The 13,255-nt window shown below is 70.8% G+C and carries 15 protein-coding genes; 10 read left to right on the top strand and 5 right to left on the bottom strand.

Annotated elements, in window-relative coordinates:
• The first annotated feature begins 19 nt into the window (after positions 1 to 19).
• Positions 20 to 778, top strand: coding sequence for a GntR family transcriptional regulator (locus ACXNSR_RS01770; protein WP_458640350.1), 759 nt, complete (start codon positions 20 to 22; stop codon positions 776 to 778).
• 251 nt (positions 779 to 1,029) lie between these two features.
• Positions 1,030 to 2,289, top strand: a complete 1,260-nt coding sequence (locus ACXNSR_RS01765) for an MFS transporter (RefSeq protein ID WP_458640349.1) — start codon at positions 1,030 to 1,032, stop codon at positions 2,287 to 2,289.
• 40 nt (positions 2,290 to 2,329) lie between these two features.
• Here ACXNSR_RS01765 and ACXNSR_RS01760 read toward each other — a convergent pair whose 3' ends face one another.
• Positions 2,330 to 3,250, bottom strand: coding sequence for a Vgb family protein (locus ACXNSR_RS01760; protein WP_458640348.1), 921 nt, complete (start codon positions 3,248 to 3,250; stop codon positions 2,330 to 2,332).
• An 80-nt stretch (positions 3,251 to 3,330) separates the two neighbouring features.
• Positions 3,331 to 5,010, bottom strand: a complete 1,680-nt coding sequence (locus tag ACXNSR_RS01755) for an ABC-F family ATP-binding cassette domain-containing protein (RefSeq protein WP_458640347.1) — start codon at positions 5,008 to 5,010, stop codon at positions 3,331 to 3,333.
• Positions 5,011 to 5,128: 118 nt separating this feature from the next.
• On the opposite strand from ACXNSR_RS01755, the gene ACXNSR_RS01750 reads away from it, so the two are divergent.
• The 6 genes from ACXNSR_RS01750 (at position 5,129) to ACXNSR_RS01725 (ending at position 9,527) form a co-directional block, all read left to right on the top strand.
• Positions 5,129 to 5,773: a TetR/AcrR family transcriptional regulator gene (locus ACXNSR_RS01750; RefSeq protein ID WP_458640346.1), complete on the top strand. Its 645-nt coding sequence runs from the start codon at positions 5,129 to 5,131 to the stop codon at positions 5,771 to 5,773.
• Between the two features lie 143 nt (positions 5,774 to 5,916).
• Positions 5,917 to 6,369: a hypothetical protein gene (locus ACXNSR_RS01745; RefSeq protein ID WP_458640345.1), complete on the top strand. Its 453-nt coding sequence runs from the start codon at positions 5,917 to 5,919 to the stop codon at positions 6,367 to 6,369.
• Entirely contained in the window at positions 6,369 to 6,671 is a 303-nt protein-coding gene (locus ACXNSR_RS01740; protein ID WP_458640344.1) for a winged helix-turn-helix domain-containing protein, read from the top strand. Before ACXNSR_RS01745 ends, ACXNSR_RS01740 begins: the two co-directional genes overlap by 1 nt.
• A 205-nt stretch (positions 6,672 to 6,876) precedes the next feature.
• Positions 6,877 to 8,025 carry a DUF475 domain-containing protein gene (locus tag ACXNSR_RS01735; RefSeq protein WP_458640343.1) on the top strand — a complete coding sequence of 383 codons (1,149 nt, stop codon included), beginning with the start codon at positions 6,877 to 6,879 and terminating at the stop codon, positions 8,023 to 8,025.
• A gap of 727 nt (positions 8,026 to 8,752) precedes the next feature.
• Positions 8,753 to 9,007 (top strand): hypothetical protein, encoded by a 255-nt coding sequence (locus ACXNSR_RS01730; RefSeq protein WP_458640342.1) that lies wholly within the window; start codon positions 8,753 to 8,755, stop codon positions 9,005 to 9,007.
• Between the two features lie 184 nt (positions 9,008 to 9,191).
• Positions 9,192 to 9,527: a hypothetical protein gene (locus ACXNSR_RS01725; RefSeq protein ID WP_362832581.1), complete on the top strand. Its 336-nt coding sequence runs from the start codon at positions 9,192 to 9,194 to the stop codon at positions 9,525 to 9,527.
• Here the strand turns inward: ACXNSR_RS01725 and ACXNSR_RS01720 are convergent.
• The 3 genes from ACXNSR_RS01720 to ACXNSR_RS01710 form a co-directional block, all read right to left on the bottom strand.
• Positions 9,524 to 10,362 (bottom strand): IS5 family transposase gene (locus ACXNSR_RS01720; protein ID WP_458640341.1). Its coding sequence is split into 2 segments (ribosomal slippage): positions 9,524 to 10,015 and positions 10,018 to 10,362, totalling 837 coding nucleotides; the frame shifts between segments, so codons are not numbered across the junction. The two genes, ACXNSR_RS01725 and ACXNSR_RS01720, sit on opposite strands and share 4 nt — an antisense overlap.
• Positions 10,363 to 10,410: 48 nt before the next feature.
• Positions 10,411 to 10,803, bottom strand: a complete 393-nt coding sequence (locus tag ACXNSR_RS01715) for a hypothetical protein (protein WP_458640340.1) — start codon at positions 10,801 to 10,803, stop codon at positions 10,411 to 10,413.
• 234 nt (positions 10,804 to 11,037) lie between these two features.
• A complete protein-coding gene (locus ACXNSR_RS01710; protein ID WP_458640339.1) occupies positions 11,038 to 11,244 on the bottom strand; it encodes a hypothetical protein in 207 nt (68 codons plus the stop codon).
• 157 nt (positions 11,245 to 11,401) lie between these two features.
• Here ACXNSR_RS01710 and ACXNSR_RS01705 point away from each other — a divergent pair, with 157 nt between their 5' ends.
• A complete protein-coding gene (locus ACXNSR_RS01705) occupies positions 11,402 to 11,641 on the top strand; it encodes a GNAT family N-acetyltransferase (protein ID WP_458640338.1) in 240 nt (79 codons plus the stop codon).
• 265 nt (positions 11,642 to 11,906) lie between these two features.
• On the top strand, positions 11,907 to 12,956 hold the full coding sequence (locus ACXNSR_RS01700) for an MBL fold metallo-hydrolase (RefSeq protein WP_458640337.1): 1,050 nt from the start codon (positions 11,907 to 11,909) through the stop codon (positions 12,954 to 12,956).
• Positions 12,957 to 13,255 lie beyond the last annotated feature (299 nt).

Genomic DNA, 13,255 nt, shown 5'->3' with positions numbered 1-13,255 from the left:
GACAACCGGAGGGTCGCCCATGCGCCGAGAGGCCCCGTACCTCGCAGTGGCCGACGTGCTGCGCGCACGGATTCTCGCGGGAGAGTGGGAGATCGGCGAGCGCCTCCCCTCCCGGGCACGGCTGGCCGTGGAGTACGGCGTCGGGCGCAACGTCATGCAGCGGGCCATGGACCGCTTGATCATCGACGGTCTCCTCGAAGGACGTGCCGGCTCGGGGACCTACGTCCGCATGCCGCGCGAGCGCCTGCGGCTGGTCCGCTCGCGACACCGCGAACGCCGCGAGGGCTCTCGCCCCCGGCCGGACACGCCGGAGCGGGGCCGGGCCGACGCCTGGGACTCGCACAGTCAGGCGCGCGTCCCCGCCCCCGAGGCCATCGCCGAACGGCTCGCCATCAGCCCCGGGAGCCTCTGCGTCACGACGCACTACGAGTTCCTCGCCGACGGCCGGCCCGTCCAGCTATCCGAATCCTGGGAACCGATGGCCATCACGGACGGAACACCGATCGTGCTGCCCGAGATGGGTCCCCTGGCGGGGAAGGGGGTGGTGGAGCGCATGCGCTCCATCGGCGTGGTCGTCTCGACCGTGGTCGAGGTGCCGCGCCCGGCCCGGGCCACCCCGGTGCACGCGAACCTCCTGGGGATCGGTGTGGGGGACCTGGTGCTGCAGATCGAGCGGACCATCTTCGACACGGACGGACGTCCGGTGGAAACGGCCGACATGGTCATTCCGGACGTGTGCCGGGAAGTGGTCTACGAATTCGGGGTCGACCGCCCCTAGGCCGGCTCATTCGGATCTTGCCGGGCCCGCGACGCCCGGCACCGCACCCGGCCGCGTTGTCGGGGCGCCCGGGTACGTCCAGTACACGGTGCGCACCTCCGCCTTGCCGGCCTTCCCCTCGGCCCTGGCGGGCCTGGGGAGACCCCATGGCACCGGACGGCCGCGGGCTCGGCCGACAAGATCCGAAAGAGACGGCCCAGCCATCGACGTCATCAGCGAGGCCTCGCGCAATTCGAGAGCAGGGTGCCGGAATGCCGAAATCCTCCCGCCTCGGCCTCTTGGGCGATCGGGACTTCAGACGCTTGTGTGCCGCCACCGCGCTCGGTCAGCTGGGCGACCGCATCATCTTTCTGGCCCTGCCCCTGGCGGCCATCGCGGCACTGCAGGCGGACGAGTTCCGGATCGGCTTGCTGACCGCGGTGACCACCGCAGGATCGCTCCTGGTCGGGCTGCCGGCGGGCGCGTGGGTGGACCGCATGCGGAAGCGATCGGTGATGGTCGGGGCTGATCTCGCCCGCGCGCTGGTTCTCCTGACGATCCCGGTGGCCTGGTGGGCAGGCCTGCTCACCATCTGGTGGCTCTACGCAGTCGCCCTGGTCCATGGAGCGCTGACCGTCTTCTTCGACGTCGCGTACGCCAGCTGCCTCCCGTACCTGGTGGGGCGCCGCAATCTCGTGGAAGGGAACTCCAAACTGTCGGCGATACGCTCCGCGGCCAGTATCGGCGGGCCGGCGCTGGCGGGTCCGCTGGTCGGTCTGGTCGGATCCCCTGCGACGCTGTTGGTGAGTGCGGCCGGGATGGCCATGTCGGGACTGCTCGCGATCACCATCCGGAAACGGGAACAGAAGCCGGAGCCGAGTGACCACCCTCGAATGGGCCGGGAGATCAGGGAGGGACTGAGGTTCCTCCTCGAGCACCCCGCCTTGCGCGCCATCGTGTTGGGGGATGCGATGTTCAACCTCTTCCTGGTCATGTACCAAACCATGCTGCTGGTCTTCCTGGAGCGGGAGACAGGTCTCCACTCCTTCGGCATCGGCCTCATCCTGTCGGGAATGGGCTGCGGGGCCTTGCTGGGCGCACTGTCGGCGACCAGGGTCTCGAAGTGGGTCGGGCCGGGGCCGGTCATCTGGCTCGCGCCGCTCGTCACCTGCCCTTTGACCGTCCTGACGCCGCTGGCGCGTACGGGTTGGAGCGTGTACGTGGCCGCGATCGGACTCGCGGCCCTGTCCCTGGGCGGAGTCGTCCGCGTGGTGGCTCAAGCAAGCCTCCAGCAGGCCCTGACTCCGGATCGGCTACTGGGCCGGACGAGCGCGACGGCTCGGTTCGTCTCCTGCGGTGGCATTCCTCTCGGTGGGCTCCTGGGCGGAGCCTCGGGTTCCGTGCTCGGAGCGGCGGGTACGTTGTGGATCGGCGCTGCCGGTATGACGCTGAGCGTCCTTCCGAACGTCCTGTCACCGCTACGGACACTGCGGACGTTGCCCACGGAGGAGTCCCCCGAGTTCGTGCGCTGAGGCACAGGACCCCACCGGCCCGCCGACGGCCGGACGGATCTCAGACGGCGTGGCGCACCTCCCACGCGGAGATGCCGCCGCGCTCCTCGGCGACGTACAGCGTGCCGTCCGGGCCGAAGGCGAGTCCGTGGGGTTCGCGGTCCGGCTGTGCGAGCAGGTGCTCGGTGATCGTCCCGTCCGGAGTGACGGAGCCGATCCGGCCGCCGGCCCACTCGGTGAACCAGCAGGTCCCGTCCGGGGCCACGGTGACGGCGTGGGGGCGGCAGTCGGCTTCGGGCAGCGCGAACCCGGTGATCTCCACTCCTGCCGCGCCGCTGGTCGTGAGCCGTCCGATACGCCCGGCACCGATCTCGGCGAACCACAGGCTCCCGTCCGGGCCGGCCGCGATCCCGACCGGGGCGGCGCCGGGTGTCGGCAGGGAGTGGAGCCGGACCTCGCCGGAGACGGTGATCCGGCCGATCGCGTTCGCCTGGTTGAGGGTGAACCACAGGGCTCCGTCGGGCCCCGCAGTGAGGAAGGAGGGGAATCCTCCCTCGCGGGGCAGAGGGAACTCGCGGACCTCGCCGTCCGCGCCGATCCGGCCGATGCGGTCGGAGTTCGTCAGGGTGAACCAGACGGCGCCGTCGGGCCCGGCCGCGATCCCGTAGGGCCCGCCCGCGCCGCCGGGAAGCGCGTACGAGCGGATCTCGCCGTCCACGGTGATCCGGCCGATCCGGTGGTCGCGGTACCGGGTGAACCACAGCGCGCCGTCCGGCCCGGCGGTGATCAGGGTGGGTCCGCAGTCGGGGGAGTCCAGTGCGAACTCCACGACGCGGCCGGTCGACGGGGTGATGCGGGCGATGCGCCCGGCATGGACGAGCGTGCACCACAGGTGGCCGTCGGGGCCGACGGCGAGCGCGTACGGGCCGGAGCCGGCGGTGGGCAGGGTGAGGGTGCCGAGCGGGCTTGCGGAGGTGCTCAAGAGGGGCGTCCTTACAACGGGGAGGCGGGGAGGCGGGAGGGAGGGGGCGCGAACGGTTCGCAGGTCCGGTGGTTTGGTGGTCACGGGCAGGCGGTGGCCGCGGCGGGCGCCGGCGCGCGCAGGGTGAGCCGGTCGCCCGGCCAGCGGGCGCACAGCCGCCGGTCGTGGCTGACGACGACCACCGCTCCGGCGAACCGGGCCAGCGCCTCCTCCAGTTCCTCCGCCAGCGCGGGGGAGAGGTGGTTCGTGGGCTCGTCCAGCAGCAGGACGTCGGCCGGTTCGGTGACCAGGCGGGCCAGGGCCAGCCGCTGCCGCTGCCCGGCGGACAGGGTGCCGACCGGGGTGGAGAGCCGGTCGCGGGCGAACAGACCCAGTGACAGGAGCTGTTCGGCGTGCTCCTCGGGGGTCCCGGGGCGGCCCTCGGCGAAGGCCGCGAGCAGTGTCCCCCGGCCTGTGCCGGCGTGCTGGGCCAGCAGCCCGGTCCGGCCGTGCCGGACGACCTGCCCGCGGTCGGGGTCCAGGGAGCCGGCCAGAACGTGCAGCAGCGTGCTCTTGCCCGCCCCGTTCGGGCCCGTGACCAGCAGTCGGCCGCCGACCGGCACGGTCACGTCCACCGGCGCGAGCCGCCCCTCGACCGCGACGCCCGTCGCGGCCAGCAGCGCCCCCGGCGCGCCGCCGGAACCGGCCGACCCGGCGGGCACCCCGGGCCCGGCCGCGGTGCCGATGGCGGCTGTGCGCGGTACGGCGGTGAACCGCAGCGGGTCCGCGGGCGCGGGCACCGGCCGGGCCAGCAGCCGGGCGAGCCGTTCCTCGGAGTTGCGGACCCGGCTCGCGAGGGACTGCTGGACCCGGCCGGCAGCGCGGTCGTACGCCATCTTGTTGCCGTCCTTCATGGCCCGGCCGGGCGCCACCCGGCGTGCGGTGACGGCGGCGGCCTCGCGCAGCCGGGCCGCCTCGGCCCGCCAGGCGGCGTGGGCCTCGGTGCGCCGCCGCCGCTCGGCGGCGCGCTCCGCCAGGTAGCCGGCGTAGCCGTTGCCGTACCGCACGGTCCGGTGCAGGTCACCGTCGACCTCCAGGAGGGAGGTGGCGACGCGTTCCAGGAAGGCCCGGTCGTGGGAGACGGCGACCGTGATGCCGCGTCGGCCCCGCAGGTGGTCCTCCAGCCAGGTCAGGGCGGCGCCGTCGAGGTGGTTGGTGGGCTCGTCGAGGAGCAGCACCTCCGGGGCGGAGGCGAGCAGCGCGGCCAGGCGCAGGCGTACGGCCTCGCCGCCGGACAGGCTACCGACGGCGCGCTCACGCGGCAGGACCGGCAGGCCGAGGCCGTGCAGGGCACGCTCCACGCGGGCGTCCGCGTCGTATCCGCCGCGCAGTTCGAAGGCGGTGAGGGCGTCGGCGTACGCGGTCAGGGTCTCGTCGGCGGTGTCGCCGCCGGCCATGCGGGCCTCGAGCCGGCGCAGGTCCCGCTCCAGGGCACGCAGCCCGGCGAGGGCGCGGTCGATCACTTGCTGGACGGTCAGGTGCGGGGGGAGGTTCTCCTCTTGCGCGAGGTGGCCGACGCCGCCGTCGGCGTGCAGGACGACCTCGCCGCGGTCGGGACGCTCGGCCCCGGCCAGCAGCCGGAGCAGGGTGGACTTGCCCGAACCGTTCTCGCCGACGATGCCGAGACGTTCCCCGGCGGGGACGGAGCAGTCGACGGAATCGAGGACCGGGCGGCCTTCGTAGGACTTGGTGAGGTCAGAGGCGGTGAGCTGTGCGGTCACAGGGCGGCTCCAGGGGTTCGGGGGCGGGGGGCGCGGTGGTGGTGCGGTGGGCGGCAACGCGGTTGATGACCACGGGACTTCTCCTTTAAGGCGACGGATGTTGCGTTAAAATGCTGACATGGACTCCCCAGTGCAGGCAAGTGATGATTCCGGCCGACAGAAACCGGCCACGAGGCGGCGCCGGACGGGCGGCCGCAGCGCCCGCGTCCGCGCGCAGGTGCTGGAGGCGGTGGGTGCGCTGCTCCTGGAGAGCGGTTACGACGGGCTGACGGTCGACGCGGTCGCCGAACGCGCCGGCGTCCACCGCACGACCGTCTACCGGCGCTGGCAGGACGTCGGGCGCCTGCTGGCCGACGTGCTCGACACCGCGTCCGACGACACGTGGAGCCCACCGGACACCGGCTCGTTGCAGGACGACCTGGCCGCTCTCAACCAGGAGGTGTACGAGGCGCTGGCGGGCGGCGGGCCGAACCTGACCACGGCTCTGATCGCCGCCGGATTCCGCTCACCGGAGGCGGCGGCGGCGCTGTCGCGCTTCTGGGAGGACCGTTACGCGCGGTGCGCCGTGGTCGTCACCCGTGCGGCCGGCCGGGGCGAACTGCCCGGCCCCGCCGACAGCCGAGCGCTGCTCGTCGCGGCGACCGCCCCGGTCTACCACGAACTGCTGCTGATCCGGGCCGCCCCCGACCCGGCGCTCCCGCTCCGCGCCGCCCGGGCCGCCGCCGCGGCGGCCCGGGCCGGCGCCTTCGGCGCCCTGTCGTGACCCCGGAGGTGGAAGGGGGGCGGGCTGGGTCCGGGATCGGTGGCGGCGGCCCGCTCCCGCCACCTTCTTTCCTGTTCGGAAAGAAGGTGGTACTTTCTTTACAGGAAAGCACTCGCAAGACCGATGACCGGGGACTGCCAGCCATGACCGCCTTTGACGCCCAGACCGCCCTCGATGCCATACACCACCGCCAGGAGCAGACGCTCGACGAGTACGTGCGCCACGCCAACTCCCGCCCCAACCTCATCATTTCGGTGCTGGGCCTGTTCGCCGTGTGCTCGTCCTTCGACCTGCCGAGCCCCTGGAACACCGTCGCGGTCCTGGCAGGGAACGGCCTCGTCCTGGGCGGATTCTTCGTGTACGAGCGCAGGGCCCCCGTCCGCCGGAAGACCGTCGGCTCGGAGCTGCTGTTCTATGCGGCCATAAGCATCCTCCTTCTCGTGGTCTTCTGGACGGCGGCCGTCGCCGCCTACTTCCTCGGCCTGCCGGCACGGCACACGCTCGCCGCGGCCGTCACCGCCCTGGCGGCGGTGGGCGCTTCGTACGCGCTGCGCCCGTTCGTCGAGTCCGTCGTCCGCAGGAACGGTCACGTCTGATGGACCCCGACTTCGACGAGTTCCTGCACGTTCCGGCGCGACTCTCGGTGGTCGCGCTCCTGGCCCCGGCCGACTGGGTGGAGTTCGGATTCGTCCGGGATGCGGTGGGCACGAGCGACTCGGCCCTGTCCAAGCAGGTCGCCGCGTTGGCGGACGCCGGGTACGTCGAGGTCCGCAAGACACGCATCCGCACGGGACGGCATACCCACCTCCGCCTCACCCCGTACGGGCGCGAGGCATTCCAGCGGCACGCCTCGGCACTGGAACGGATCGTGGCGGCAGCACGCAAACCTCCGGAGTAGTCGAAGACCGGCCCGGCCGGAGGGTGGTCGGCGGGGCCCTTCGGCAAGGTCCACCGGCAGGGCCCCGAAAGGGAGTTGTGAACCGTCGGCCCGGGGGAAGTGGGCCAGGGCTGCGCGGCATCGTTCTAGACTTCAGGGTCAACGTTTCGCAAAGCCACGTACGGCACGGCGCGGGGGCGCCCCGTACACGACGATTGGGCAGCCAGTGCTTCTGAAGACGTTCGGCTGGTCGTTCGCGGTCACCGTGATCGGCCTGATCGCTGCGGTGTTATACGGGGGGTGGGCGGGATTCGGAGTCGTGGCGATCCTGTCCGTCCTCGAAATCTCGGTGTCCTTCGACAACGCGGTGGTCAACGCCGGGATCCTGAAGAAGATGAACGCCTTCTGGCAGAGGATCTTCCTCACCATCGGTGTCCTCGTCGCGGTCTTCGGCATGCGCCTGGTCTTCCCCGTCGTCATCGTCGCAGTCAGCGCCAGGATCGGTCCGGTCGAAGCGGTCCAGCTCGCGCTGGACGACAAGGGCAGGTACCAGCAGCTGGTGACGGACGCTCACCCGTCGATCGCTGCCTTCGGTGGCATGTTCCTGCTGATGATCTTCCTCGACTTCATCTTCGAGGACCGTGACATCAAGTGGCTCGCGTGGCTCGAGCGCCCGCTCGCCAAGCTCGGCAAGATCGACATGCTCTCCGCCTGTATCGCGCTCATCGTGCTGCTCGTCGCCGCGACGACCTTCGCCACCAACGCCCACCAGTACGGCGGCATTCACGCGGACAAGACGGAGACCGTCCTGATCGCCGGTATCGCCGGCCTGATCACCTACCTGGTCGTCGGCGGTCTCTCCGGTTACTTCGAGAACAAGCTGGAGGAAGAGGAGGAGCGCGAGCACGAGGCCGAGGAAGCGGCCAGGAAGAGCGGCACGAAGGTGCCGGCGGTCGTGATGGCCGGCAAGGCTGCGTTCTTCCTGTTCCTCTACCTCGAAGTCCTCGACGCCTCCTTCTCCTTCGACGGCGTCATCGCCGCCTTCGCGATCACCAACGACATCGTCCTGATGTCGCTCGGCCTCGGCATCGGCGCGATGTACGTCCGCTCGCTCACGGTCTACCTGGTCCGCCAGGGCACCCTCGACGACTACGTCTACCTGGAGCACGGCGCGCACTACGCCATCGGCGCCCTCGCGGCGATCCTGCTCGTGACCATCCAGTACGAGATCCACGAGGTCATCACGGGCCTCGTCGGCGTCGTCCTGATCGCCTGGTCCTTCGTCTCGTCGGTCCGCCGCAACCGCAGGCTTGCGGCGGCCGAGAGCAAGGGCACCGGGTCCGACGACAAGGCCGAGGTCACATCCGGCGTCTGAGCCTGGCGCCCGGTCACCTCACCGCCGCCGACGTGCATGCGCTCATCGCCACGGTCCATGGGCACCACCTTCACCGGCTCGACGACACCGGCCCATCCGCGCCTTGTCCGCCGTGCGCCGGATCGTGGCCGATGGCCGACAGGAGGCCCAGCCGCCCGCCCGCTCGGCGGGAGGCGGCCACACCCCGGTCTCCGGAGACGGCCCGGGCGGGCGCCGGCCCCGGCGGTCAGGCCGTGCGTGCGGAGCCGGTCACAAGTCGTTCCGCGAACTGGCGGGCGGCGGTCAAGCCGTCCTTCGTACGGGCGCTGCTCGTTGATGCCGCCGATCAGCCCGAACGGCGCCCACGTGTCGAATGCGCGGCAGGTGAAGATGCCCTCGACCTCGAACCCCTTGCGGTGGAGGAGCCGCACCGGCGGACGGATATACGGCGCGAACGCCGGCTCCCGGAGGCCGCCCGTGGCGAAGACGCCGGTAGCGCTCCCTGCTGCGGAGACTGGGGAGACCCCGTCGGCTGTGACAGCCCCGCGCCGTACGGGGGTCTGTGCGGCGGGCAGTAGGCCCGTCGGCAGCCGACCGTCGCGAACCGCTGTACGGACGTCGTTGATTCTTCTTCGTTTATCGGGGAAATGGTTGACCGCGATCGAATATCGTCCCGGATGCCCGCCCACCCCGCCCGGACGACAATGGAATTGGACAGAGAAGTCGTCTTGCGAAGGGAGGCAGGACAGTGGGTCTCAACACCGACCTGACCGAGGGCCAGAAGCAGGCGCTCAAGGAGAACGCGGACGACCTGGAGCAGTTTCAGCATCAACTGGGTGAGGTGCACAGCAGGGCCCGGTCCCGCCTGGAGAGCGCGGGGCTGGTGACCGGCCTGGACACCATCAACTGCCTGGTCTGCGTGGCATGCGAGGGGTGGAAGACCGGCGATGACGGCAAGTGCGCCAACTGCCCCCACGACTTCTTCTCGCACAACATCATCTAGGCCCCTCTTTCGGACCACCCCGCTGACCGGACGAGGTCGCCCTCGGCGTCGGCCTGGGCCAGAAAGGCGGTGAAGACCTCTCTGCGGTACGAGGGAACGCCCTAAGAACTCCTAACGGAATGACCCGCTTGGCGTCTTCACGGGCCCACTGATGGGTGATGCATGTGGTTGCTACTGTCCGAGCGTGACCCTGACTGACCTCAGCAACGGTTTCCGTGACGACGAACAGAGACGGCGTGTCCGGGCGGTCGTTCATGATCGCCTGGCAGACGACCGTGACCCGCAGGAGTGTCGCTACCTCATGCGGTTCTGGTGGCAGCTGAGCATGCCGTACCAAGAGGTGTCGATGGAGGATCTGAGGCTGAACGTCCACCCGCCGAAGCTTGACGTGGTGGAGGAACTGATCAACGCCATCAGGTCGTCCCATGCGCAGATCGATGCCTGGGCTGCGGGCGCCGAGCGGGCCTTCCCGGTTGTTGAAGATCGTGGCTTTCGGGGTTCCTCAGGCAGCGAGAGCTAGGACGTCGGCAGCCTCCTCAATCGTCGCCAGCAGATGAGACTGCAGGCGAGGCTGAGGAAGGCTTCATGGATGTCGTCGCGGATCTCCCAGCGGATCCGCAGCCGGCGGAACCAGTGCAGGTGGGCGAACGCGCGTTCCACGACCCACCGCTGGGTGCCGAGGCCGGAGCCGTGCTGGGTACCGCGGCGGGCAATCAGCGGTTTCACTCCAAGGTCCCAGACCAGGCGGCGGTACTTGTCGTGATCGTAGCCACGGTCGGCCAGCACCACGTCCGGGCGGCGCCGGGGCCGGCCGCGCTTGCCCCGCACCGGCGGCACGGCCTCAAGGAGCGGAATCAGCTGGGTGACGTCGTTGCGGTTACCGCCGGTCAAAGTGGCGGCGAGCGGAATGCCGGTGGCGTCGGTGATCAGGTGATGTTTGCTGCCCGTCCTGCCCCGGTCAACAGGGCTTCGTCCTGTCTTGGAGCCCCCTTTAACGCCCGTATGTGAGAGCCGTCGACCGCCGCCAGAGAGAAGTCCAGAGCGTTCACACCGCGCAACTTGGCAAGGAGCACCTTGTGCAGCCGGGGCCACACACCGGCTTCGGTCCACTCGGCCAGGCGGCGCCAGCAGGTCATGCCCGAACCGAAGCCGAGTTCCTGCGGCAGGTGTTCCCAGGCGATCCCGGTGTGCAGAACGAACAGGATCCCCTGGAACACCAGCCGGTCAGGGTGACGCTTGCGTCCAGGATGCCGGGCCCGACGCTCGACCTTCGGCAACAGCGGCTCGACCACCGCCCACAGTTCGTCGTCGACTTCCCACGGCTTCGGCCGTACCACCCCGCACCCCCGGATCATCAGTTGCGGAGTGATCCAACCACCTTGAAGATCATTTCGTTAGGAGTTCTAAGCCAGGTGCTTCTTCGGTCGGGGGCGGGCGTCGAGGAGCGCCCACCATGCGTGGCCGTCCTGGTCGGTGTGGACGCCGCAGGCGTCGACGGTGCGTAGTACCGCCACCTCCGTCGGCACTTGCACCGCATCGTCCTCGTCGATCCGGTGGTTGAGGACCATGACCAGGATCTTGTCGTCCTGGTCGGCGAGGTGCACACTCACACGTTTTCCGCCGCCCGCCACGGCAGCGCCAACCAGGCCGTGGACGGTCTTGAGGAAGTCGTGCTCGTCCAGCAGCGGGTAGTCCCACTCGGCGACGGCGAGCGCGGCTTGTCCGGCGGCCTTCTTCGCCGCCCACTGGTCCGCGCGGAAGGCCAGCACCCTCGCCCGCCGACTCGTAACGACCATCCGCGCCGGCATTCCGAGCGGTTTCGACGTCGTCGCGGGCTGCGGCCGCGGCGGCTCCACGGGCTTCTTCTGAGGCGGCGGCGACTTCGGTGGGTAACTCGGCGGAACCTTCGGACCCTTGGCTTCCACAACCTCGCTCATACCGCACCAGGCTACGCCGGTGGGCGTCCACCGTGTAGTCCGCCGAGTCCCAGCCGGGGCGTGTCGTCGCTGGTGGTGGCGGGGGGAGACCGATCACGTGATCGGCTGCTTGGTCCCGTCGGGCAGCGTGCAGGTGTAGCCCGCGTAGGGCTGTGATGTGACCTGTCCGCCCGCAGCCGTGCACTCGTCTCTGGTGATGTTGGGAGACGAGGCAGCTTCAGCGCTGACAGCGCCGACGGCGCTCAATCCGGCAAGGGTCGCCCCGGCGAGGGCGAGGCCCAGGATTCTTCGCATTCGCATGACTTCCTCCTCCTCTCGGACGCCTCCGATCAGCCTTAGGGAGGGACAAGTCTCAGGACGGGACCGGGGGCGCCCCACTACTCAGCATGGGCGTTCCACACGGGGCCCGCAGCTCGGCGCCGCGGGCCCGCCGACGGGCGGAGGCTGCCCAGCAGGGGTGGCCGCACCATGGCACGGCGCACCGCGCCCGTCCGCCGCGGGCTGGTTCGAGTGCGGCATCACGATCGGTGCTGAGCACCGTCGTAAGGGCTACGCGGCAGAAGCCGCGGTCATGCCGCTGCGGTTCATGTTCGAGGAGAACCGGTACCACAAGGGCCAAGTGCGGATCTTCGCGCACAACGAAGCGTCACTGGCTCTCCACCGTCAGCTCGGCTTCGTCGGCACCACGATGTCGTGATGATGGGCATGCTCGCCGACGAGTTCACCCAACGGCACTCATCGGCCGACTGACAGTCGCGCGTGTCCGGACGACGAAGCCGGATCGCGCAGCTGCCGTTCACTCCTGGTGCTCGTCGGCGTACGTCGTCTCCCCGGCGCGGTCCGGCGAGCGGCCGCCTGCATTCCCGTCGCGGCGTGCGCCCGGCGGCGGGAGACTGGTGCTGTCGGCAGCTTTGGAGCAGCGGCTCCGGCCGGTCGGCCCCGACCGGATGGCGGGAGGATCCATGAGCGCGCTAGGCGACCTGGTCGAGATCGACGACAGGACCGTGCTGGTCCTCGGCCAAGAGCTGGATCTCGCACACGATCAGCCGGACGTCGCCAACGCCCTGGTGCACCGGGCAGGCGACACCCTGGTACTCGTCGACACCGGTGTCACCCCGGCCTTCCGCGCGGCGCTGCGGGCGGCGGCCGACCGCGTCGGGCCCTGGTCCCGGGCGCTGCTGCTGACCACGCACGGTCACCCCGACCACGTCGCCAACAACGACCTGGCCGACGAGCTGGGCGTGCCCGGCGAGCACTGTGTCCCCGCCCCCGACCTCGACCAGATGCGCGACCCGGAGTCCTACTGGGTGCGGTCCTTCGAACGCATCGCCTGGGCGGCCCCGCTGCCGGCCCCCGCACTGGCGGAAAAGGTGGTGTCGCTCTTCACGCCGATGCGGCCCTTCGCCGTGACCACCCGTACCTACGAGGAGCGCCCGCCGGAGCGGATCAGGATCGGCTCGCTGCGGTTCACCGGCTGGACCTTCGCCGACGGCGCGGTCCGGGTGCTGCGCAGCCAGGGCCACTGCGCGGGGCACGTGATCGTGCACCTGGGGGACTGCGGCGTCCTCCACCTCTCCGACGAGGGCAACGGCCCCTGCGGCGCGATGGTGGACGCCGACCAGCTCAAGATCCAGACCGTGATCGGCGCCGTCGCCGGCCTCTTCGAGCAGGAAGAGGCCGCTGTCCTCACCGACGGGCACACCTTCGCCGTACGCCGCGGCGCCGAGGCGGCGTCCCATCTGGACGGCCTGCTGGCACAGGCCGCCGCCCTGCAGGAGGCGGCACTCGGCCTGACCGGAGGGAGCGGGCGGATCCGGCCGAGCGCGTTCACCAGCAGCTACGCACGGGCCATCGCCGGGCTCGGGGCGGGCGGGGCCAACCCGAACGAGATGTTCACCGCCATGATGGCCCTCAACCAGCTCCGCGAGCTCGGCTTCCGCCCGGAGCCGGGCGGCGACGCCGACGCACCCTGGTCCCGGCCCGCACTCCGCAACCCCGCGCCGCCACGGTAACGGCAGCAGCGCACCGGGCTACGGGCCCACCACGGGGCGCAAGCGAAAGCCGCTCCCGACGCCTGACACGGCCCGCCGCAGTACTGCCTGGACCCGGGCACGTGCGGCGCCGGGCCCCATCGAGGGGCCCCTCGGCGGGGCATGCGACCGACCTCACCGGACCGCACGCCTGCCCGCCGCCCGCTCCGCACGCCGTCGGGGGTCCTCTCCGCGAAAGCATCTCGTGGTGTGACTCGACCCGGTGGATCTCGCGTCGTGTTGAGCCCTGCGACGTCCGACGGTCGTACTGTCGAACCATT

The sequence above is a fragment of the Streptomyces sp. NC-S4 genome (assembly GCF_054353315.1).
This window is presented reverse-complemented; position numbering and strand designations above follow the sequence as displayed.